Annotated in this window: 20 protein-coding genes; 13 read left to right on the forward strand and 7 right to left on the reverse strand. The window is 68.7% G+C overall.

All coding sequences use genetic code 11. The annotated features are described in order from the left end of the window. Positions 1-79: 79 nt before the first annotated feature. Genes ACFQ7F_RS36795 through ACFQ7F_RS36805 form a run of 3 tightly spaced genes read left to right on the forward strand, consistent with a single transcriptional unit; the run spans position 80 to position 4,117 of the window. Positions 80-2,767 carry a CHAT domain-containing protein gene (locus ACFQ7F_RS36795; RefSeq protein WP_383280623.1) on the forward strand — a complete coding sequence of 896 codons (2,688 nt, stop codon included), beginning with the start codon at positions 80-82 and terminating at the stop codon, positions 2,765-2,767. Then, a complete protein-coding gene (locus ACFQ7F_RS36800; protein ID WP_383280625.1) occupies positions 2,757-3,173 on the forward strand; it encodes a hypothetical protein in 417 nt (138 codons plus the stop codon). Before ACFQ7F_RS36795 ends, ACFQ7F_RS36800 begins: the two co-directional genes overlap by 11 nt. Further along, on the forward strand, positions 3,170-4,117 hold the full coding sequence (locus ACFQ7F_RS36805) for a hypothetical protein (protein ID WP_383280628.1): 948 nt from the start codon (positions 3,170-3,172) through the stop codon (positions 4,115-4,117). Before ACFQ7F_RS36800 ends, ACFQ7F_RS36805 begins: the two co-directional genes overlap by 4 nt. Positions 4,118-5,035: 918 nt before the next feature. Here the strand turns inward: ACFQ7F_RS36805 and ACFQ7F_RS36810 are convergent. The 7 genes from ACFQ7F_RS36810 to ACFQ7F_RS36840 are packed head-to-tail and all read right to left on the reverse strand — an operon-like array spanning position 5,036 to position 12,337. Further along, entirely contained in the window at positions 5,036-6,355 is a 1,320-nt protein-coding gene (locus tag ACFQ7F_RS36810; protein ID WP_383280631.1) for a hypothetical protein, read from the reverse strand. Positions 6,356-6,407: 52 nt separating this feature from the next. Next, on the reverse strand, positions 6,408-6,854 hold the full coding sequence (locus ACFQ7F_RS36815) for a hypothetical protein (RefSeq protein ID WP_383280633.1): 447 nt from the start codon (positions 6,852-6,854) through the stop codon (positions 6,408-6,410). Then, entirely contained in the window at positions 6,851-8,941 is a 2,091-nt protein-coding gene (locus tag ACFQ7F_RS36820; protein WP_383280636.1) for an integrase, read from the reverse strand. The genes ACFQ7F_RS36815 and ACFQ7F_RS36820 overlap by 4 nt, the downstream gene beginning before the upstream one ends. Further along, positions 8,938-10,482: a hypothetical protein gene (locus tag ACFQ7F_RS36825; protein WP_383280639.1), complete on the reverse strand. Its 1,545-nt coding sequence runs from the start codon at positions 10,480-10,482 to the stop codon at positions 8,938-8,940. Before ACFQ7F_RS36825 ends, ACFQ7F_RS36820 begins: the two co-directional genes overlap by 4 nt. After that, positions 10,442-10,870 (reverse strand): hypothetical protein, encoded by a 429-nt coding sequence (locus ACFQ7F_RS36830; RefSeq protein WP_383280642.1) that lies wholly within the window; start codon positions 10,868-10,870, stop codon positions 10,442-10,444. Before ACFQ7F_RS36830 ends, ACFQ7F_RS36825 begins: the two co-directional genes overlap by 41 nt. Further along, positions 10,870-12,051 (reverse strand): hypothetical protein, encoded by a 1,182-nt coding sequence (locus ACFQ7F_RS36835; protein ID WP_383280645.1) that lies wholly within the window; start codon positions 12,049-12,051, stop codon positions 10,870-10,872. Before ACFQ7F_RS36835 ends, ACFQ7F_RS36830 begins: the two co-directional genes overlap by 1 nt. A 37-nt stretch (positions 12,052-12,088) precedes the next feature. Further along, positions 12,089-12,337, reverse strand: a complete 249-nt coding sequence (locus ACFQ7F_RS36840; RefSeq protein WP_383280675.1) for a hypothetical protein — start codon at positions 12,335-12,337, stop codon at positions 12,089-12,091. A gap of 67 nt (positions 12,338-12,404) precedes the next feature. Between ACFQ7F_RS36840 and ACFQ7F_RS36845 the strand changes: the two genes are divergently transcribed. The 10 genes from ACFQ7F_RS36845 (at position 12,405) to ACFQ7F_RS36890 (ending at position 21,298) form a co-directional block, all read left to right on the forward strand. Next, positions 12,405-13,148 (forward strand): glycosyltransferase family 2 protein, encoded by a 744-nt coding sequence (locus tag ACFQ7F_RS36845; protein WP_383280672.1) that lies wholly within the window; start codon positions 12,405-12,407, stop codon positions 13,146-13,148. 17 nt (positions 13,149-13,165) lie between these two features. After that, positions 13,166-14,341 carry a hypothetical protein gene (locus ACFQ7F_RS36850; protein WP_383280648.1) on the forward strand — a complete coding sequence of 392 codons (1,176 nt, stop codon included), beginning with the start codon at positions 13,166-13,168 and terminating at the stop codon, positions 14,339-14,341. A 470-nt stretch (positions 14,342-14,811) separates the two neighbouring features. Then, a complete protein-coding gene (locus ACFQ7F_RS36855) occupies positions 14,812-15,990 on the forward strand; it encodes a hypothetical protein (protein WP_383280651.1) in 1,179 nt (392 codons plus the stop codon). Positions 15,991-16,016: 26 nt separating this feature from the next. Then, positions 16,017-17,279 (forward strand): MFS transporter, encoded by a 1,263-nt coding sequence (locus ACFQ7F_RS36860; RefSeq protein ID WP_383280653.1) that lies wholly within the window; start codon positions 16,017-16,019, stop codon positions 17,277-17,279. A 49-nt stretch (positions 17,280-17,328) separates the two neighbouring features. Next, the gene (locus ACFQ7F_RS36865) at positions 17,329-17,826 is read left to right on the forward strand and encodes a hypothetical protein (protein ID WP_383280656.1); all 498 of its coding nucleotides are present in this window, start codon (positions 17,329-17,331) and stop codon (positions 17,824-17,826) included. Positions 17,827-17,925: 99 nt separating this feature from the next. Further along, entirely contained in the window at positions 17,926-18,351 is a 426-nt protein-coding gene (locus ACFQ7F_RS36870) for a hypothetical protein (protein ID WP_383280659.1), read from the forward strand. Next, complete coding sequence (locus ACFQ7F_RS36875) at positions 18,348-19,220, forward strand: relaxase/mobilization nuclease (RefSeq protein ID WP_383280661.1); 873 nt, start codon at positions 18,348-18,350, stop codon at positions 19,218-19,220. The genes ACFQ7F_RS36870 and ACFQ7F_RS36875 overlap by 4 nt, the downstream gene beginning before the upstream one ends. Beyond that, positions 19,207-19,902, forward strand: a complete 696-nt coding sequence (locus ACFQ7F_RS36880; RefSeq protein WP_383280664.1) for a hypothetical protein — start codon at positions 19,207-19,209, stop codon at positions 19,900-19,902. Before ACFQ7F_RS36875 ends, ACFQ7F_RS36880 begins: the two co-directional genes overlap by 14 nt. A gap of 23 nt (positions 19,903-19,925) precedes the next feature. Then, positions 19,926-20,687, forward strand: coding sequence for a hypothetical protein (locus tag ACFQ7F_RS36885; protein WP_383280666.1), 762 nt, complete (start codon positions 19,926-19,928; stop codon positions 20,685-20,687). Next, positions 20,684-21,298: a hypothetical protein gene (locus ACFQ7F_RS36890; protein ID WP_383280669.1), complete on the forward strand. Its 615-nt coding sequence runs from the start codon at positions 20,684-20,686 to the stop codon at positions 21,296-21,298. Before ACFQ7F_RS36885 ends, ACFQ7F_RS36890 begins: the two co-directional genes overlap by 4 nt. The last annotated feature ends 57 nt before the right edge of the window (positions 21,299-21,355 follow it).

Genomic DNA, 21,355 nt, shown 5'->3' on the forward strand with positions numbered 1-21,355 from the left:
AATGTGCCACCGCCTACTACGAAGAAAAGGTGAGCAAGCTCGGACCGAACTCCTGAGGTGAGCGGGGTGCGGGAGAGTTATGGGGATCGAGCTCAAACACGAAGAAAATGCCGCCAGGGCCGCCGCGCACGCCCTGCTGCGTCTCCCTCCCGAACAGCGCGCTCCAGCGCTGGCCAACGCCCTCTATGACCACGGCATGACGCTGTTCGATTCCCTTCGGGAATTGCGCTCCCAGAGCCCGGAGGGAACAGCGTTGTACCAGGAGGCAACGGACCTATTCAGCGGGTGGATCCAGGGCAGTCGGCGATTGACTAACTGGCCCGACGACGAAGAGCGACGGTTACGCGCGCTGGCCGACGTCGCGGCTCTGGCGCTACGTCAGGAGGACCCTGATGCAGCATTCTGGGAAGCGATGGGCTCGCACCATGTGCCCCGAGGCCACCCGGAACACGACGTGCCCCGTACGACGTCGCTGCTCGGTGACGACCTGGTCGAACGCGTCGATGCAGGCGACTACGCGGGGGCCCTGTCGACCGCACGGCTCATGCTGGGCGGGGAGCCGGGGGATGCCGACGCCGCGGAGCAGCTTTTAGAACTGAGCTTGGAGCTCACCGACTTGGTCGCACCCGTCTACGCCCAGGCGTTCCGCTCCTTCGCCGTCGACTGGTGGGTGAGTCGCGCCTTGGAGGCCCGGGATGCTGGTGACGCGGAGCGGCAGCGTGCTGTCATCACGCGGGCGACGGCCGTCCTGGGGCAGCTCGCCGCGATCAAGGAGCACGCACTGCCAGATGGACGGATGCGGCGGCTGGAAGCCCTCGTCGCCGACGCCGCGGACGAGGCCGACGCAGCCCAGCGCCTGGAAGCGGAGATTGCGGAGGCTGGGGACAGCCATGACGCTGCCATTTTGGCCGTCATGGCAGCACGTGCCCATGAGCGAGCCGACCGTCCGCAGGACGTTGTCCGGGTCCTGCGCCCCTGGCTCAGCCTGTTGCGCGGGGAGTATCTGAAGGCTGCATGCCGGGAAGACGAGACGGATACGGGCGAGGTCTACGCCACGGCCCTGTATGCCATGGTGGACGCTCACATCCAACGCGGAGAGTGGGGCACGGCGGCCGAACTGGTGGACCGCGGCAAGAGCCTGCGGTTGCGCTTTCAGGCCAGCCTGCGTGCCGACGCCCGCTTTCTAGACATGGAGCGCAGCATCTACGCGGCGGAACGCCGCCCCGAATGGACACGGGCCGAGGAAGGCTGGGTCTCGCCCCTTGCTGCCCTGCAGACGTTGTACGCACAAGAGCGTGAGCGTCTCGTTGCCGCTTTCGACGACGATGTGACACTCGACGAGGTGGCCCGCGTCCTTGCCCCCGACGAGGGCGTCCTGCTGCTCGCCTGCACCGATGCTGGAGTGCTCTCGGTGGTTCTGACCCGCCGTGGCGGGGCGATACCGGCGGCGACCCTGTACGAGCCCGGTCAGCCGGAGACCCTGCTGCGGTTGTTCAGTGACGATGTGCAGCAGCCGGGCTGGCTAGACGTTGCGGCCACACCATGGCTGGTGCCGCCGGAGCGGCGCTCCTCACTGCTTGCGCACCTCATCGAGGCAGCGGAAGAACGTCTCATCCGCCAACTGGCCCGTCGCATCCAGTCATTGGGCCTGAGGCGTCTCATTGTCGTTCCGCACCGCCTACTGCACCCGGTGCCCTTCCATGTGATGCCGAGTCTGCGACCCTACGTCGTCACCACCGTGAGCAGTGCCGCCACGTTGGTACGGACGCGGGAGGAGCGCGACGGACCTCCATTGGCTGCAGGCCGACGCGCGGTCGTCGTAGCGAACCCCACCAGCGATCTCCCGCTCGCGGCGGTCGAAGCCTCCACGGTCACTGAACGGCTGCGGGCGCAAGGGTGGGAGGTACAGGTCCGTGGAGAACAGGAGGCAACGCTGTCAGGCATCCTCGACGCGCTGTCACCCTCGCCGACCATCCTCCACTTCAGCGGGCACGGGCGCTCCGACATCCTCAACGCCTCCCGATCCGCGCTGCTCGTCCACGCCCCCGCCACCGCACCGGCCCTCTTCGCAGACTGGCTGGAGGCAGCGGTGAACTGGCGTTACCACGATGACGGCGACAGGATCGCCGATTTGCCCGAGGCCGGGCGGCTCATTGAGCGGCATCTGCAGGGGGATGTGATCGACAGGATCCTCGAGCGGCCCAATGGCGGCGCGGTGTGGACACGCTCCGGCCCGGTGCGCTCCGGCCCTGCCGAATTGTGGACGGCAGCCGATCTGCTCCTCGACGACCACCTCACCGAGTGTGCGCTGGCAGTTCTCGCCGGGTGCGAGACTGGTGGCATCGGGCTGGAGCACGCGATCGATGAGTACACGGGCTTGCCAGCCGCCCTCCAACTGGCCGGGGTCCGCACCGTGGTGGCGACCGGATGGCGTGTCTCCGACCGAGTGGCGGCCCTCTGGGCCGACCTCTTCTACGAGGAACTCTGCTGCACAGACGCTCCGATGAGCATAGCCAACGCGGTTCACCAGGCTGCCGACCGACTGCGCACGCTCACCCCCACCGCGGCGGCAGCGCGCGCGGCTGCCCTGGCGGGCCGGGCCGTGGAGCCACGCAGCCGGTTCCGCCTCCAAGCATGGGCACATGCCCTGGGCAGCGCCTCCCACCCGCCGTTTGCCGATCCATGGCTGTGGGGCGCGTTCGCCGCCTTCGGCGACGGCCAACGCAGCCTCGCGCGATCCTCCCCCGGAGCGACACATGACCTATGAGCAGCTACGAAACCGACTCGCACCACCCTCGTCGTGGCACGATCACGCTCCCACGCTCGTCCTCGACCCCACCTGCCCGTTCACCTCAGCCATCGCCGCGATCGAGACCTGGTTCGGCGGCGATCCGGCCCGCGAGCGGCTGCAGGTCGCCGAGGACGACACACGAGCACTGCTCACCAGGGCCGCCGCCGAGCAGCTCAGCGCGGAAATGATCGACGACCGCGCGGAAGCCGACTTCGACAGCGCCTCGCAACTGCTCATGCCCGGAACGCCCCACTACCTGTGGCGGCAGTACCGGTGCTCCCGGCCCGAATGCACAGCAGAGCACGTGTTCGCCATCGTGGGTGCCCGGGGCGAAGCACTGCGCTGCCCGGTGCACCCGGAGCAGGAACTGGTGCCCGTGTGAGGCTCGACGCGCTGATCGGCGTCGCCCAGGGAGCGGGCCGCAGGCTCGTCCTGGGCGGCGTCCTTCCCAACGTCCTGCTGCTGGTGTCGCTCGCTGCACTGATCCGGGCGGGAGCGCCCGGGCAGCGTCCGGCGCTGTCCGATGTCGCTGACCAGTTCCGCCATGCCGGTATCGCCCAGAGCCTGGCCGTAGGCGTCGCCGCGACCGTCGCTGCCCTCCTGCTGACGCCTTTGCAACTGCCCCTCGTTCGTTTACTGGAGGGCTACTGGCCGGACACCGGGGCCATCGGCCGTCTCAAGCGGCGGCGCTGTACGGCCTATGCGGCACGGTGCGCGGATGACCGCGCACTGGCTGCTCCGCGCAGCGCCCCTCCCCCGGCGGATGAACGCGCCCTGGTCGACCGGGCCGTTTGGCGTCTGCGCCACCTCTATCCGCAGGACGCTGAACGCACCATGCCCACCCGGCTGGGCAATGTCCTGCGCGCCGCCGAGGACCAGGCCGGCGGCCGCTACGGACTGGACACCGTCACCTTCTGGCCCCGCCTCTATCCGCTCCTGCCCGAACGCCTCTCGACGCTGGCCGACGACGCCCGCAACCAGCTCGACATCGCTGCCCGCTTCTGCGCTGTCTTCGCCCTCGGTGCTGTCTCCACGGGGATCCTTCTGGCCCGGCACGGAAGTTGGTGGCTGCTGTTACCCGTCGCCCTGGTGGCGCTGAGCATCCTCGCCCACCGTTCCGCGCTGAACGCTGCCCTGCTCTACGGGCAGGCTCTGCAGATCGCGTTCGACCTCCATCGTTTTGATCTGCGCCGTGCCCTGCATCTGCCGCTGCCACCCGACCTCGCCACGGAGCGGGCCTGGAACACCGAGTTGAGCGCCTTCCTCGCCCAAGGGCTCGACATGGCCGCCTCATACGTCCATGAACCGGCACCGGACACCCCTTAACCGGCCCGGCCGACGAACCCCAGGCGGTCACATCGCAACGGCCACACCGAGGTAGTGGGCGCGTACATGCAGTGCCGCATACACCTCACGCCATGGTGAAGCCGAGTATCGGAACAGTCGCAGACCCCGCCCCGTGGGCGACCTGTCCGCGTACGACGTCGACGTCCGCGAGCACGCCTTCGCCGAGCTGCCATGCGGTCCCGCCTGCCGCGCGACCGCAGGCACCGTGCCGCTACCGAGACGCCGTCGCCTGTCCCGCTCAGCGGACCGCGATCGTGGTGCCGCGCGATTGAACGTCGGCACACACCGCACGTGCACTCCACAGGCTTCCGCCTAACGTCCCGTTGCGGCGGGCCCCCACCCAGTCGAGCTTGCCTTCGAGGCGAGCGTCGAACTCACCGAGAGCCGACGGCAATTGTCCATAGGATCATTCCTGAAGAATTCTTTCCAGCGAGTCGGATTCGGGATGTCCAGTTCGCCGTTCCCGGAGGCAGCGAGGGGTCGCGATTCTGCTTGGGTCCGGTTCCACTGAAAGCTCGGAACCGACACAGGCACCTATAGCAGAGGATCCCCGGTTAGCGAAACCGGGGATCATCCGGACCATTGACCACGCCCCCGCCCCCGCCCCCGCCCCCACAAGGAAGTTGCCGCAGTGCCCCTCACGAACATCGCCGAAGTCGCCATCATCACCCCGACCCGGCTGCGCGCGAAGCGCGTCCCGTACCTCTTGGAGTTGCATGCCAGCCTCCAGCAGCAGGACGCGTCGTGGGACTGTTCTTCGCGCTCAGTGTGTCTCATGGGGCATTCGGTGATAGGCGAGCGACCTGCGTGGACCGGGTCTTCGCCTCGGTCCACCGAAGGGAACGCTGGATTGATCTCCTGGGCAGCTTAGGGGGTGCGGGCCTGTCGCGGGTCTACTCAGCCCTTCACCGGCGGAGCCGCCCAAGGCACCCTCGTCACTTTGCCGACATGTTTCTCCTCGTCAATTGGATCACGGATCGACCCCTGAAAACCGATGCGACCTAGCGTCGAAAGTATGAGGTACTTGCGAGCGAGCGACCAGGCATCTAGCCAAGCCTCTACGTCGTATCGCGGCTTTTCGCGCGAGGGGTGCATGATTCCGTTTCTCATCCGCGCCAGGATTTGAGGGCCGGACAGGGAAGCGGTGGGCGTATTCGCGGCTTGGGTGAGACTAGCCAAAGTCGCGGGAATGGAGTCATCGATAGAATACTCTGCGAGTAGCGCTGACATGTTTTGATGTGCATGGTTCTTGCCATATCTATTGCTACTCATCGAGCCTGATGCAACAAGCTTCTCATAAGCGAGAAGTTCAAGACCTGCTTGTGCAGTGGATGCCGCGAGCTGGATCGGGTTTGGGTCGCTCGCCTCAATGTAATAGTGCGTGGCATGGGTGAGCAAATCCCGCATCAGGTAATCTTCCCAGAATCCTGCAAAGTGCAGAAAAATATCACTCAGATCTGACTGCCTCGTCTCGTCAATAATTGAATGGCGAGTCCCCCAAGGGGAGATCCTGCGAGCTCGCCAGTCCTGCCATACCACCTGATCTGCGGAGTCATATCCTTCAGCGAGCGAGGGAGCAATATGGCGACCAAAAGCAAAGCTCAGGCAGCAGCCGAGCAATTCGAGGGCGTCATTAGCTTCTTCTTCGGCGAAGGCTTCCCCTCCCGCCCGTTGCAGTTGGCCGGTATGAGTGATAGCGAATCCCCCTTGCTCTTTGAGTTGATCGCGAATCCCCTTGCTGTCGCGGCGGGAATCTAGAATTATGCTCCACCCGTTCCCAACGAGCATGGTGCGCCCTCGCCACCAACTCCCTCCATCACGCAACGAATCGCCCATGGTCATAGGCATATTGGCGACATGGAATGCAACTCGGCGCATATCCTGCTTGGAGCCTCTACTCATTTCAGGCAAGCGCGCACGAGCATGAATTATAGGCGACTTTTCACCACTGCCGGCGTCAATCTCAGGGATATCGCCTCCGGGTATCCCGATCGCCAATTCCTCAGCCATGTCCCACTGCAACACTTCGGGGTCGCTGGAAGCGATTTCGTAGTCGATACGCGGAGTGGGCAGCCAGCACCATGTGATTTCGCCAACCGCAAGGAATGAGGCTGTCGAGCTAGACGCGGACAAATTGCCCGAGTAAAGCTTGATCGACTCATTCACTCCCGCAGGTGGGTGCTTTGTCCGAATTGGTTCAGGTATTTCGACGTCCATAATTCAAGTGTGTTGCATTCGATGGTTCTTCGCCATGTGAGCGCGCGAGCGCCTACTGGCGTGAGTGGGGGCCGCGGGGCCGGATCGGCGTGACGGTGGTTGAGACGTCCCTGTTGAGCTGCTGCCGAAGGGCTTCGTTGTCGTGGTAGAGGGCGGCGATAGCGGCGTGGGCGGCCTTGAGCTTCTTCTCCAGGAGCGTGCACTCCTGGGTCTTCGTGGTCAGGCGCTTCTTGAGGTCGGCGATGGCGGCATCGCGTTTCGCCTCACCGGGGGTGGCCTTGCCGTGGGCAGCAATGTGGGCGTCCCACTCGGCTAGAACGGCCTGAGCCCGGTTCATGGTCGCGCGGCTGACCTGGGCTTCTTTGTAGAGATTCTCCTTGGTGAGGCGACCGTCGGTCCGCTGCGGCCGTCCCTCGAATAGGCGAGTCATCGCGGCTCGCAGGGCCGCGGCGGTCTTGGGGCTGACCGTGTCCTCTGGAGCGTCGGTGGGTCGGGTCACCGGGGATCACCGGCCATCTTGAAGACGTTGCGGGTGATGTCGAGTTCGCGTTCGGCGAGGTCGCGGCGGCAGGCGGGTGTGGAGGGGCTGTTGATGAGCTCGAGTTGCTTGCGCTGATGGGACTCATAGATCGGGAGGTGCTCGGGGCCGATCATGCTGTTGGCGCATCGATCGGGTCGACAGCGTTCGTCAAGCGGGCCGGTGTGTCCCTCGGGGATGATCGCGTTCTCGAGGCAGACGGCACCGACGGGGTTCGTATGGTCGGCGGTGCAGTTGTTGAGCATGCCGAATCGGATGTGGATCCGTGTGGTGCGCAAGAGGCTATCCGCGGTGCGGGCGTCTCCGGCGCGGGCTTTGACGGTGGCCTCGATCTGGTCGAAGGCGTCTTTGACTCGGTCGGCGCCGGGGCCGAAGCCGATTTCCTCGCCGCCGGTGTGGCGCTCGTAAAGGTCCTTGATCTTGCGGAACTTGACGTTGTCGAGGGCGTCTCCGAGGTACTTGGCCCACTCGGAATCGGATGCGGCATAGCTGCGGGTGGTGGCGTTGGCCAGGGCTCGCTTGGCGAGGTGCTTGAGTTGGATGCCGGTAGCGATCTCGGAGCCGGGGAACTGGTCGGTGAGCATCGCCATCGTCCGGCGGAACATGTGCGGGCGGAGGTAGGTGAGGGGGATCTCGTCGAGTCCCGTCCACTTGCGGTGGGCGTTGACGAGTCTCATGAACGACTTCAGCAACTTGACGCCGTTGATGGTGCCGTCGGGGCCTGCGCCGGGACCGACAGCGGCGAAGATGCGTTCGTCGTGGGAGGAGACGGCCTCGGCGACGGCAAGTGCCTCGACGAGGGGTTCAGCGATCCACCAGTGTTTGCCGGGGCGGCTGGTGGTGCCCTTGATCTTGGTGGAGGAGATGGCGGGGGTGCTGTAGTGCTCGACGACGGGTGCCCGCAGGATTTCGCGTACCTCCGAGTCGCGCATCATCGACAAGCCCACGACCAGCACGAATGCCGCATCGCGTAGTGCCAGTTTCAGTTCCTTCAGGGCGCGCGGGTCGATTCCGTGGTGCCAGGGGCCGGTAGTGCCGTCCGGTCGGATGACTTGGGCGAGGTCGCCCACCAGCGCATGGGAAGTTGTTCGCCCTGCGGCTACCGCCTCCAGGACGAGAGCACGTCGCCGCAGCCGGGCCTTTTTGGCGGTGTGACTGAGGGAGTCAGAGAACGCCGAGCGGTGCACCGGGTCGTAGCCGAGGAGGAGCGTGAGGAGGCTCCAGTTCACGTGGGGGACCAGATCATGCGATGGCGCGGTGTGAACGGGGACCTTGTTCTGCGGATCGGCGAGCCACTCCTCGAGCCGCCCGTCGAGGTCACACGACGTCGGGTTCGCGGTGACGAGACGCTCTTCATGGCGGCGGTCGGCGCGCATGATGTCGGGGGCGAAGTCGTGGATGTAGGCCCAGGCCGCGCGGATCAGCGGGAACCAGGTGGCCGGCGGAACGACGGGAGTGCTGAGCTTGGTCTTGCCGCTGACCTCGGCGACCTGACGGGCGCTCTGCCCGGGCCATGGATCCTCGGCCGGCCAGGACAGGCTGAGCGCGGGAGCCGCTGCCGCGAGGCTCTTGAGAGTGGTCACGTGGTGGCGGACCGTTTGCGGGGATCTTCCCTCCGCGGCCAGGACGTTGATGCGCTGACGCAGGTCATCAACCGTCCATGCCTCGCGAAGGACACCGTTCTCCTCGCCCCAGCGTGCAGCTGTCCGCACGTGCGAGGCGAAATGGCTGAGGGTTCGAGGATCATTGGCGCCGTCGAGGATGACACCGCTCTTCAAGACGGCGGGGTGCCGGTGATTGAGTGCGAACGTGAGGAACTCGCGCACCAGCAGATTCCAGTACGGGTCCTCCAACTCCAGGCTGAAGTCGACCCTCCAGTCGACCGCTTTGACATTGGCCGGCCGTTTGAGAACCCCGTTGAAGTTCCAGACGGTTCGATCACCGAATCGCGGGACCCGGGCTCCGGGCAGGAGCGAGCGCCCCCGGACGACGGGCTCGTCGTCCCGGAACAAGGACGGACGACGCTGCTGAGGAAGAGGAAACGTCATGCGTCGAACTCCGTGTTCGCGGCCAGCGGCAGATCCAGCACGGCCTCTCCGGCTTCGATGTGCTTGCGGGCGTGGGCGAGTTCCTCGGGCGTGCGATCGTCCAGTACGGCCCCGAGGTTCACCCAGCTCTGGCCCCAAAGCCGCGCGAACGCCGGCGGAGCCAAGACCGAACGGAGTCGTTCCAGGTGCCTCTTGAAAAGCAGGAGCTGGGGCAGATTGGAGGGCAAGATCCAGGCATTGCGGCACTCCAGGCAGCGCAGTGGCGCGACGGTGCAGAGTTCACCGGGACGGCTGAAGGGCCCCTGGTAGGGGTTCTTGCAGTGCGAGACACCCATGTCGAGCTGGCCCGTCATAATGCCCTCGGCTTCCTGCGTGGACAGTCCCGTTGCCTGCAGCTGGCCCTGGTCGACGTCCTGTCCGTCGCTGAGGACTGTGGGTCCGTCGACGTGGTCAAGAGCTTGGTCGAACCAGTGCTGCTGAGCCGTTGCGATGGTCCGGCCGGACAGGATCTGCAGCGTCGTGCCCTGCGCGTAGTGCCCGATGAAGGCTTCCTCGGTGTGGTCGTCTGCGGCATCGCTGACCCGTCCTTCGGTCACAATCGCCTTCTCGACCTTGACCGACTTCCGCAGGCGGCCGATGTGGGGGTCGCCCTGGACCTCGACGCCCACGCCATCGAGCCATGCCTTGAAAGACAAGTCGCATGTGGGGTGCCACGGCCCGAACACCACGGTGTAGTCGGGGCGGACGGCGGCGCTGACGAAGAGGGTGTCGGTGACATGCGCAGCCCGGCCGCGAGCCTGGGCGGTGAAGTCCAACAGTTGGCGTACCACCTCGCTGGCCTCGCGCCGCGGCCAGTTCACGGTCAGTCGGCCCTCTTCCGCCTGTTGTTCGTCCGGCTTCTTCCTGCTAGCGGGAAGGTCGCGGAAGGCGCGGTGTCTCAGCAGCCCGGCCCGCTTCTTGACCAGGGTCAACCGGACGCCCTTGGGCAGGAACTCCACTTGCTTCTCGCCGAACCCGGTGACCTCTTCCGAGGTGTAGCCGGTGGCATCCATCAATAGGACACGAAAGGCATGGAGGTCGAAGGTGTGTGGATACAAACACGCGAACAGCCTGCGCAGCAGCTGGATCCTGGCCGTCGCCGCAATGAGTACCTTGTCACCGCCAGCAGCGAATTCCCGCAACTCGTGGGGCCATTCCCTCAGAGGCGGGACCCGGTGGCGGACGTCATCGAGGGTGATGCCCCCGTGGGCGATGCCCCAGAGCAGGTCCGGAACGCTAGTCCAGCTTCCGGCGTCCGGGTGGCACCCCTGGTCGGCCAGGGCCCGGCCCTCGTCCAGCCGCTTGCGCGCGGCATGGGCACTCTGCCAGGCAGCACGGACCATGGCTCGCTTCTCGTGTCGGGTGAACTCGTCCCGCTCGGTCTTCTCGCCGCTGGTCAGGAGTCCGGGCCGGCGGGCCAGCCCAGCCAGCTCGGGTGCGACCTCACGGTCAGGGTGGTCGTCACGGCGCACGATGAGCATGCGCAGGCCCGAGGCCAACACGGAGGGGTAGGTAGAGCTCGGAACGTAACTCAGGCAGGGACAGCTCCCAATTCACGAGCACGTCGAAGAGCCGCGGATCAGTCAAACTCGCTGCCCCGGCCCTTGGCCCGAGCACCTCGTCCGCGTACTCGCAGAACCTGTTGACCGCCATGAGGTAGGTCCGCGCGTGGGCGGTGATGGCGGTGGCGGCCACGTACTCCACCCACTCGTCCGCCAGTTGAGAGGCCAGACACGTGCAGCGGAACTCCGCCGGATTCACCACCAACAGGACTCGGGACGTCTTGACCACCCGCGGGCCGACGCCACCCGGTGGCGTCGGGTTCGCCAGCAGCGCCAAGAGCCGCTCGCGCTCCCCTTTGCTTCGTCCGTTACTGCGTTTCCTCGGCATCAACGGGCCTCCTTGACGAACGCCAGAGCGCGCGAGGCGATCTCGGCATAGGTCGCCTCGTCGTCACCAACCCAGCCGGAGAACGCGACCTCGAACTCGTTGATCAGATCGTCCGTGTACTGGAGGTACTGATACGTAGTTTCTGGGCTGGCATGCCCCAGTCTTCGGCTGACGATCAACAACGGGTTGTGCCGGATGCGACCGGTCAAGTAAGAACGATGCCGGCGCCGACGAGCCCGCAGGTCCGGCTCCTCGCCATCCATCATGTTCTCCAGGTAGGTCAGCAACCTCAGAGCGTAGGTGTGCCGCAGGTCGTGCCATCTCCACCGCCGGGCCGGCAGATGCGGGGTGGTCTCATCGGCGAGCATGGTCATGCGTGTCCAGGCCCGGTGCCGATAGCCCTTCCAGGCGTCCGCACCCGGCATCAGCCCGCCGCGACAGACGAACAGGGACAACGCCTCAAGCCCGAACTCGCCCTCAGAGACGGTGATCCGGCGCAGCTTGGCGGGCATCGCCGACATCTGGAACTCCCGGACAAGGCCGTCCAAGACACCGCGTACTCGCCCGGCGGCCACGTCGACGTCGCCCACCACGAACAAGTCACCTGCCTTGCGCTCCAAGGTCCATGCCGCCTTGCGGACGATCTCCGGTCGCTCCAGCAGGCAGAACACGTCGGCGGAGGCGACAGCGTCCTCGGGAACGTAAACGGCGCGTGCTTTGCCGTACTTCGCGCACGCCTGGACCGTGTACTCAGCCGCCCCGCCCGGCATTCCGGGCCAGAGCCCAATCTCGGGCAGCAACACGGTCGACCATTCCCGCCAGCGTGTCCCCGAGCCAAGGGCGATGTCCGAGCCGGCACGGTTGCGCAGCGGAGACCACCCGCGGAAGGCCACATCCACACGGGCAGCGGGCAGTTGGCCCCCCAGGCCCACGTCCCGGAAGTACCGGTACTGCTCGAAGGTCAAATGCCGGATGTCCATGCTGAACCGGACCTGCGGCGCCAAGGCGTTACGCCCTCGCGCCGCCAAACGCGCCGGCCGGTGCGTCAAAACCTTCCGGTCGACGAGGAAGCTGTAGAGGTCATCCTGGACGAACGACTCCTTGCCCCAAGCCGAGGCCCCGATGGGCCGCTCCTGCCGGCGACAGCGCTGGTCGCGGTACGCAATGAGATCCGACTCCACCGCCGACAGCACATCGCTGCCCAGACTGGCCAGGTAGTCATCCAGCCGACCGACCGACCGCCCGCCCGTAGTCCTTCAGCGTGGTCTCGTCGAGCAGCGCCGTCGACAGGTACTTGCCGTACTCACACAGCGGTGGCACCGGCATCTGCGTCTCCTCGTCGAGGAACACCGGCGTCCCGTCAAGCAAGCCGCGCCGCTTCAGTAGTGCAGCGACCTCCGCGGCCGAGATGACGTCAGTCTCCAGGAACTTCTCCAGTAGCCCGGACTGCACAAAGGCAAGATCCACTCTCGTCCCTCCCTGCGGGCAAACAGGGCACCCGTCAGCCCACCCGCCCCACCACAACGGAGCGAAACTGAACCACAGATCTCATGAGACAGAACTGAACAGCAGAAAGAAGGAGGCCGTCATCGCACTCGACGGGGTCTCACCCGACCGGCTGCCCGCCGCACTCGCGCAAGACCCCCGCGTGCGCACCCTCGCCCTGCCCCGCCCGGTCGGCGCCGCCTGCGCCCGGAACCTGGCCCTCGCACAGGTGCGGACCCCGTACTGCAACTGGGCCGATGATGACGACGAATTCACCGACGATGCCATGTCTCTGCGGCTGACCACCCTGGAGGCGGCCGGGGTGGGCTGGTGCGCCGGATGGAGCGAGGACCTCTATCCCGACCGGTCGACCCGGCTGTGGCGGTGTCCCGCCCCGCCCGGCCGGCACGAGGCGGGCGACGTGTGGACGTACTGGAAGTCCCCGGCGGACACCATCCCGATCGGGCCGACCACGATCCTCGCCCGCACCGACCTCTTCCGCGCCGCCCCGATGGGAGGTCTGGTCCAGGGCGAGGACTACTGCACGGCTGTCGGCATCTCGAGTCTGGCTCCCGGGATCTTGCTGCCCACCCCGGTGTATCGATACCGCAAGCACCCGGGCCAGCTCACCGCCCAGCCCGGATACGACCAGCTGGAGGCCGCGGCCCGCGAGCACGCCTGGCACTACGGCCGCGGCCTGCGCACCGCCCTCCGCAGCCACCAGCCGACGCCCGCTCTCCGCACCCGGCCGCCGGAGCCTGCCGAAGGCCCGTCGGCTCGCGCGCACCGCTGACCTTCAGGACCACCGACATGACCAACCCGCCCCCCGCGGAAATCATCCTCTCGACCAGCCGCACCCACGGCCTCGTCGCCATCGCGTCCGGCGAGAACCTTCTCCAAGCCCGCGACGCCCTGCAGGAAGCCGGGTTCAGCCGCCTGCCCGACGGAGCCTTCGCCGCCCCGCTGAGTGCGGCGCAGAACGCCCGCGAGACCGCCAGCGCCCTGGTGCACCGCGCCCACGAACACGGCGCGACCATCACCACCAGCCCCCGCCCCTACCTCGGCGACACCGGCCAGGCCATCGCCGCCCGGCTGCCCGGCACCTGGAGCGCGAAGCTGGAAATCTACCCCCGCCAGCACTGGCAGGAGGACCTCATCGGCTCCCTGTGGGACAGCGGCGACCTCCTCCAGGCCATGCTCCATGACCGCGTCCCGTACGCGGTCATGCTGAACAACCACGCCGGCACCGAGCTGCTGCTGATCGAACGCCCCGGGCACGCCAGCGGCTATCTCCTGGGCGCCTTCGCCACCCAGGAGTACGACGACAACTGGGACGAGCCGAACGCGCCGCGCAGCATCGCGCTGCCCGCCGCAGCAAACCGCGCCGCCCGCGCCGTCGCCCACACCTTCCTGCCCAACTACCGCAGGGCCCTGCACCACCGGCGGCTCGACACCGTCATGACCGCCCTGAACCGGATCCGCCCGGAGTACGAAACACTTCAGGCGATCAAGGACTCCGGCCGGTACAGCGACGGCATGCCGCTCGCCAACTCGCGCCTGCAGCCGCAGATGGAGCGTGCGTTCGCCGACCACGCCTGGCTCTCCTTCCGCAACGTCCTCCAGCACGCACCGCTCCTGCTCAGCCGCTGCCGTCCCACCGCGAGCCCCTGGCCGCAGGACGCTGCCGCACTGGCCCGACTGCACGAGGCACTCGCCAACAGCCAAGACGCCTGGGCCGAGTTCAATGACCTGCGCGCGGAGCTCTACTCCATCCCCGCGACACTTCCGGCCCGCCAGTGGAGCCAGATACGCAGCGAACTCGGCGCCGCCGTCCTGCCGGCCATCGAGACATGGCTCGCCGACGGCGAGACGTTCGAACGCCAAGCCCGCGCCGCCGTCCCCGGCGGCCACGTGGCGCTGTCCGCGACAGCTCACCGCCGCCCGGCCCCGCCCACCCCTGCCCGGCCGACGAACGCGCACCTGTGAAGCCCTAGAGATAAGGATTCTTCTCTGTCTGACCACTTCCGCTTCGGCACCCACCCCGACCTGGGCTTCGTCGCCGCCGCCTCACCAGAGCTGCCCCCGCACCTGGCCAAGTGGTTCCTGACCCGCGAGCAGTTCGAACCCGTCCCCACCACACCCGGTCTGTACCGGCTCAACGAACCCGGGCGCGACGGCCACCGTCGCGCCCGACAGGCCGTAACGGACCTGCGCCGCCTGGGGCACGCCGCACACGCCGACTTCCCCGTCGAACCCGCCCTCTCGCCCGGCCCACCGCGCCCGGCTCTGCCGAACGGGCTTCTGGAGCGCCGCAGCCGCCGCGCCCAGGCCGCCGCCGACCGCACCACGCAGCGCGGCACGCCGCCCACCACCTCGCCGCCTTCCGCTCGGCCGATCCCGCCCCAGCCCACCTACGCACCGACCGTCCACCTGACGGCCTCCGTCGGGCGGACCCGATGACGCCACCCCCCGACGGCCCTCTGCCGACAGCCTCCGAACTCGCCAATGCCGCCCGCGACTTCCGGCTGCGGATGGCGGTCATCGACCGCGAGACCGAGGTCGCGCTCGACCTGACACGCGACCGCTACGGCCGCACCCTCCACGCCAACGCCGCCGCCGTCGCACGGGCCCACCGCGACCAGGCGGCCGTGCAGGCATACGCCACGCACCTCGCCCCGCACGCCGACGCTCTGCTCGATGCCGCCCACCGTGCGCTCGGAGAACTGCCACCCGCCCGGCACCTGGCCGGGTGGCGGGCCGTGCTGGACGGCCTGGCCGCCTCCACCGCCGAGATCCGCCGGGCCCTCGACCGGCCGCCCCTTCCCGGCTCCCCGGCCGAGCGCGCGCAGCACGCGGCCCTGTGGCCACACCTCACCGCGTGGGCAGATCACAGCGTCATCGCCAGCAACCTCGCCGACCAGCACGGTGGCCAGCACCACAAGATCCCGCTGTCCGACGAGGAACAGCAGATGTGGACCGGGCGGGCCCAGGCCGCGCAGCGGCGCGGCGAGCTGGAGCCGGCCGAGTCGTGGTACGCCGCCGACGGGCAGCCGATCACCCTCGCCCACCTGGTCGAAGACGAAGACGCGACGCTGGTCGCCCTTCGCGGCGACCCGGACGCCCCGGGCTGGCAGGTGATCGGGCACTACGCCCATGAATACGAGGCCGGACAGGCCCTGCCTGCCCCGGTCCCGCCCGGTGTACTGCGCGCCGAAGTCTCGAGGTTCAACCGGCCCGAGACCGCCCCCGAGATCTCGCTGCAAGAACTCACCCGGGACGTCATCGAAGCTCAGCAAGCCGGTGACGCGTCCAACGCGCTCCTCAGTGCCACCCAGCGCGGCTACGACGCGGGCCCGATGGTCCGCCTCCAGGAACTCCTGGAAACGAGCGGGCAGTTCGCCGGTGCGCTGGAGACCGTGCAGGGCCGCCAGATCGCCGCCCGCCTCTCGGCGCTGGGCCGGCAGATCGACTTCCTCACCCGCGAAGTCGAGGAGGCGGCCGAGGACCTCGGCGCGACCGTCGCCGTCCTGCCCCCGCACCGCACCCCCGTCCTGCGCATCCGCCCGCGCCCCGCCGTGGACACCACACCACCCACGCCGCCACCCCGCGCGAGCACGCCCACCCGGCGCCGCTAGGCCCGTTCCCGAAGAGAAAGCACCCATTGTCCCTGACCGCACCCCCGGCACCGCGCATCACCTACAGCGCGGTGCTGGGCAGCCCGTACGTCGCCCGCCTCCTCGGCGGCACCCTCACCGGCCGGCTCCCCAACGCCATGGCACCCGTCGCCATATTGCTCTGGGCCACCGCGAGCGGCAGCAGCATCGGCTTCGGCGGGCTGCTCAGCGCCCTGTACCGGCTGTCCTCCGCCCTGGCCCAGCCGGTCAAGGGACGCCTCATGGACCGCCACGGCCAAAGCGCGGTGCACCTTCCGGCCGCCCTGCTCAACTCAGCCCTCCTAGTGGCTCTTCCCCTGGCAGGACCGTGCGGCGGAGCGGGCCTCGCCACGGCCATCGTCGTCACCGGCGGCCTGACCACACCAGCCCTGGAGGCCGGACTGCGGGCCCTGTGGCCAAGCGTGCTGCCCGAGCCGAGGCTGCGGCATGCTGCACTCGCCCTCGACACCGGCACACAGGGACTGCTGTACATCGTCGGCCCCCTGCTCGTGACCGCGCTCGCCTCCGCATACACCCCCGCCGTCGCACTCGCCGCCACCGCCGCCCTCGGCCTGGCCGGAACCGCAACGGTCGCCCTCGCGCCCCCGTCGCGACGCTGGCGACCTGAACAGCCCCAAAGCCAGGACGCCGCCCAGACATCGCAGTTGGCCACCCCCGGCGTGCTGCTGCTGTTCGCCGCGCTCACCGGGGTCGGGTTCGCGATCGGATCCCTGAACGTGTGGTCCATCGCCATGGCCGAGCACCACCACCAGGACATGCTCGCGGGCATCATCCCCGCCGCGTTCTCCATCAGCAGCTTCCTCGGCGGCCTCATCTACGGACGCCGCACCTGGCCGGGGACCACCACCCGGCGGCTGATCATCGCCACAGGTGCCTTCCTGGCCGGGTGGCTCCCGCTGCTTGCCCTCCTGGGCCCGTATGCGGCCATCGCCGCCGTTGCTGTGCCCGGTGCGTTCCTGACCGTCGTGGTCGCCTGCGCCTACGTCACCACCGACGCCCTCGCGCCCGCGGGCCGCACCAGCGAGGCGTACGCGTGGCTGATCCTCGCGATCGGCGCCGGGCAGTCCGCCGGCACCGCCCTGGCCGGACGGCTCGCCGAGCAGCCCCTGGCCAGCGCGGCGCTGCCCGCCGCCGGTGCGGCCTTCGCTCTCACCATCCTGCTCGCCGCGCGCCGACGTCTCGGCCCCACCGCACAGCGGCAGCGCGGCCGGCATCGCCGCCCGCTCCCAGGCCGGCACTCCACGCCCTGATCAGGGCACAACCCCCCTTGCTTTCCTACCCTTTTGAGGAGATCCATTCATGGCCGTCCGTGCGCAATGGCCCGTGGAGCATGCGTGCTCCCACCAGGTAGTTCATGACCTGTCCAACCGTCCTGCCGACAAGCGGGCCGGGTTCGCACGCTGGCTCGCGGCCAAGGACTGCACCGACTGCTGGAAGGCGGCGCGCGATGCCGACTCCGAGCCCAAGGAGGAGTGGCTTGCCGCGAAGCGGGCGGAGGAGCAGGAGGCGGCCGTTGCGTGGGCGAAGCAGTTCGACATGCCGCAACTGGAGGGCCCGGAGCGGGCCCTGGACTGGGGCGAGCGCTCCCGCCACCAGCTGATGACGGCCGCGCACACCGCGCTGGTCGTGGAGGGCAGTTGGGACGAGGCCGACTGGGCGGAGCTAGAGGAGAAGGCCCGCGCCATCACCCGCGCCGGCTGGTGGATCGACCAGCGCGACGCCGACGGCACCGACCTGGTCGAACTCCTCGATGCGGCCAGTGAGGCGGACCGGGGGACGGAGAATCCGTTCCGCTGAGCGCGGGGGAACATAGCCGGGAAATGCCGGTTAGCCAAACCGGCGTTCCTCCGGACTATTGATGCTCCCACCCCGCCAGCAATCGCGTGGAAGGAACTCATGTCCCAGCCCCCGCCCACCTCGGCGTTCGCGCCGACGCCCGACCCGCTCACCCCCGACCGGGACGTCACGCACCAGCACTTCCAGGCCGGTGACACCGTCGTCGTGCTGAAGGGGGTGGCCGGCGGTGAACTGTGGGGCGATGCGATGCGTCTCGTGGCCCCGTCCTGGCACACCCCGACCGACGAGGACGGCTGGCGGCTGCGGGATGCGACCGGCGGCGTCCAGTCCTACGTCACCGCCAACCCCCGCTACCTCGTGCACCTCTCACGCCGCTGCCCGGACTGCCTGATCTACCTGCGGGCCATGGAGGACGCACTCCTTGCCCGGTTCGCCGACCGCGACGAACTGATCGACTGCGGCTGGTACACCACCACCGCACTCAACCAGATCGTGCACATCGCCGACGTCCGGGGCGGCCGGTGATCCCCCGCCTGAACGTGCGGACCCACACGCCGCACGACCCGCTCGCCGAGGCGCTGGGGCGGCCGGTCTCCCCGAACGAGGGCCTGACGGAGCACACGGTCGTCGCCCACTGGCCGGGCCTGGATGACTACACCCTGGACGACGAGCAGAAGATCTGGACCTCGGTCCAGTGGGCCGAGCACCTCGAAGACCCCTACCTGGAGCACCCGTTCGCCGCCAGCCCGGACGACGACCGGCGCGCGATCCTCCACCTCGACGTCCGTCTGCACCCGGAGGACCGGCAGCTGACCGGGCCGGAGTGGGCCGAAGTCGCCCACCGGCTCGCGCGGGCCGCCGGGATCGAGGTTCCCGGCAAGGAGCACGGCTGCCGGTGGATCGCCGTTCAGGCCCAGTCTCGCCGTCTCGATCTGATCGCCAATGTGATCCACCTCGACGGCGCCTGGCACGCCCCGCCTGCCGACATCCTGCGCCGCCTGTCAGACGAGGCACGGCGCATCGAGCAGGACCTCCGCCTGTTCCGCGTACTCGTCGGGCCCTCATCGCGGCCAGCCGTCCCTGCGGCGCCCACGGCCTCGGCCCAGCTCGCGAGCGTCCTCACGCAGCTCGCCGACGAGCAGTCCGGTCCGCTGGCCGCGGTCCGCGGGCTCGTCGAACACTCCGCGCACCGGCTCGCCCGCCAGCCCGGCGCCGCCGGCACCAGCACAGCGCACCACCTGGAACTGATCGCTCGCCGCATCCACGCCATCCAACAGGACCTGGACACCACCGCAGCCCACCTGAACCAGCCCCGCATCGCCCCTGCACCACCCACCACCCGGCGCACCAACCCCCGATCACAGCAGGAGAAACGTCTCTTTGCCCCTCGCTGACCGCTTCCTGGACATCCGGCGCGACCCGCACTCCGACGAAGTCCTGGCCCGCGGCGGGGACTCCGAGGCTCACAGCGTTCTGCAGCGCGCGGGGTTCATCGCCGTCGTCCGCGTCCACGAGACCTACCACCGCGCCCCCACCGGCCTCGCCCAGGACGACGAGTCGCATCTCGCCGCCAACGCCGTCGCCCGCCTCCGGGCCGCCGGATATCACGTCGACTGCGACAAGGACTTCGACACCGATGCCCGTCCGGTCAGTTACCTGCCGCTGGGCTCCTCCGTCGCCCACCTCGCCGAGCGGATCCGCGAGGCGACCACCACCGACGAGGCGGCCGACGCGCTGATCGAGCTGACCGCCGCCCACAACGGCATCCTCGCCGCACTGGAGGAAGTCCTCACCGCCACCGCCGACTTCCACGACGGTCTCGGCCAAGCGGCCGACCCCCACATCGCCCAGCGGCTGCGCTACCTCGCCAACGAGCACCTGCCCGTCATCCGTACCGACCTCGCCGACACCCGCAACACGCTCGCCGACCGCCACGCCCCGCACCCCGGCCGCAGCACCTGCAGCGCCGAGGTCCCCGTATCCGAACGCGAGCGCTCCGCCGTGTGCGCCTGCCCGCCCCCGCCCCGCGCGCTCCCGGCCCCACCGCCCCCGGTGGCCGCCGGACTGCGCCGCTGACTCCCATCTCGCCCAAGGACACCATGCACGACCACGACACCACCTCCGAGCGCCTCGCCTCCTACGCCGACGTCCTCGCCGGTGAACTCCCCGGCACCTGGACCAGCTCCCACCTCCCGGCCGACGCCAAGGACGACCTCGCCGAACTCACCGACCGCATATGGGACTTGGACCTGGTTGCCGCCTCCCTCGCCGAACACCCGCTCCAGCAGGCGGCCGTCCTGAGCCGCCCCGACGGCGCCCAGCTCGCCGTCCTGGACCGGCACGACGAACGCGACGGGTTCCTCGTCGCCGCCGTCGCCCCGCGCGCCCTGCCCGACGAGGCATATCGTGCCGTCGCCGAGCCCAACGGCATCGCCCTGGCCGACGACCCGTTCCTGGGCGCCGAGCAAGTCGCCGGCGATCTGCTCACCCGCTACGACAGGGCGCTCGCCCAGGTCCGGCACAACGCCCTGGACGGCCTCCAGCCCTCCCAGGCTGACCGGATCGTGCTGACCTGGCAGCAGGACGGCAGCGTCGCCACCGCCCCCGTCGACGACCGCGCCGATTCGATCCTCGTCGCCCACGGCTTCATCCAGGACCCACTGAGCGGCATCTACCGCCTGGGCGGCGACGACACCCAGGCACAAGCCCGCGCCCTGCGCGAGATCGGCCCGCAGCTGGAGACGATCGGCATCGGCACCGGCCTGCAGCATCCCGCAGCCCGGAGTGCACCCACCTCCACCCCTGCTTCCGTACCGCCGGCACCGGCAGGCACCCGCCACCCGGCAGCCCGAGGGCGATGAAGCAGCCGGAGCCCGACTTCTGGGTGCTGGAGTACCTCACCATCACCAAGGACCCGCGCACCGGCCTGGTCGTCGCCATCGGCGGCACCGAGCAGACGGCCGACATCCTCCAGCAGGCCGGGGGCTTCCTCTCCGCTGCCGGACCCCGCGGGGACTACCACCGGCTTCCGCACAACCTGCCCGTCGAGCAGCAGCGCCTGAAAGCGACCACCGCCTCGCACGCCCTGCTCGCCGCCGGTCACAGCGTCCACCTCGACCCCGCCCTCAACATGCTGGCTACGCCGGACGGCGAACGCGAGGCGGCCCTGCGCTACCTCGCCCATCTCGCCGAGCGGGTCGGCGCCGCCGAGACCAGCAGCGAGGTGGCCGAAATTCTGACCGAGATCGCCGCCCCCGTCCACGGGCTGCTGCCCCTCACCAGAGAAGTGGTCGTCCGGGCCTGGATCGCCGCCAGCGACCTCCAAGGAGCCACACCCGGCGCGGAACCCGAGCCCATCGCGCGGCTCGCAGACACCGCCGGCGCCTTGAGCGATGCCGCCTGCGTCGTCCTGCGCGCCCGCAACCACGCCGCACGCCCTAGGTCGTGTCTTCAATGTAGTTGCGCGGGATGATGGGCCTTGTGAGTCGTCGCTATGAACTGACCGATGAGGAATGGGAGTTGTTACGTC

Source organism: Streptomyces sp. NPDC056486 (assembly GCF_042795295.1).
In the GTDB taxonomy this organism is placed as follows: domain Bacteria; phylum Actinomycetota; class Actinomycetes; order Streptomycetales; family Streptomycetaceae; genus Streptomyces.

What these genes read in the sequence shown, in the direction of transcription:
- ACFQ7F_RS36795 (WP_383280623.1), top strand. Translation starts at nt 80, where the DNA reads ATGGGGATCGAGCTCAAACACGAAGAAAATGCCGCCAGGGCCGCCGCG.
- ACFQ7F_RS36800 (WP_383280625.1), top strand. Translation starts at nt 2,757, where the DNA reads ATGACCTATGAGCAGCTACGAAACCGACTCGCACCACCCTCGTCGTGG.
- ACFQ7F_RS36810 (WP_383280631.1), bottom strand. Translation starts at nt 6,355, where the DNA reads ATGGACGTCGAAATACCTGAACCAATTCGGACAAAGCACCCACCTGCG.
- ACFQ7F_RS36820 (WP_383280636.1), bottom strand. Translation starts at nt 8,941, where the DNA reads ATGACGTTTCCTCTTCCTCAGCAGCGTCGTCCGTCCTTGTTCCGGGAC.
- ACFQ7F_RS36830 (WP_383280642.1), bottom strand. Translation starts at nt 10,870, where the DNA reads ATGCCGAGGAAACGCAGTAACGGACGAAGCAAAGGGGAGCGCGAGCGG.
- ACFQ7F_RS36850 (WP_383280648.1), top strand. Translation starts at nt 13,166, where the DNA reads ATGACCAACCCGCCCCCCGCGGAAATCATCCTCTCGACCAGCCGCACC.
- ACFQ7F_RS36855 (WP_383280651.1), top strand. Translation starts at nt 14,812, where the DNA reads ATGACGCCACCCCCCGACGGCCCTCTGCCGACAGCCTCCGAACTCGCC.
- ACFQ7F_RS36865 (WP_383280656.1), top strand. Translation starts at nt 17,329, where the DNA reads ATGGCCGTCCGTGCGCAATGGCCCGTGGAGCATGCGTGCTCCCACCAG.
- ACFQ7F_RS36870 (WP_383280659.1), top strand. Translation starts at nt 17,926, where the DNA reads ATGTCCCAGCCCCCGCCCACCTCGGCGTTCGCGCCGACGCCCGACCCG.
- ACFQ7F_RS36885 (WP_383280666.1), top strand. Translation starts at nt 19,926, where the DNA reads ATGCACGACCACGACACCACCTCCGAGCGCCTCGCCTCCTACGCCGAC.
- ACFQ7F_RS36890 (WP_383280669.1), top strand. Translation starts at nt 20,684, where the DNA reads ATGAAGCAGCCGGAGCCCGACTTCTGGGTGCTGGAGTACCTCACCATC.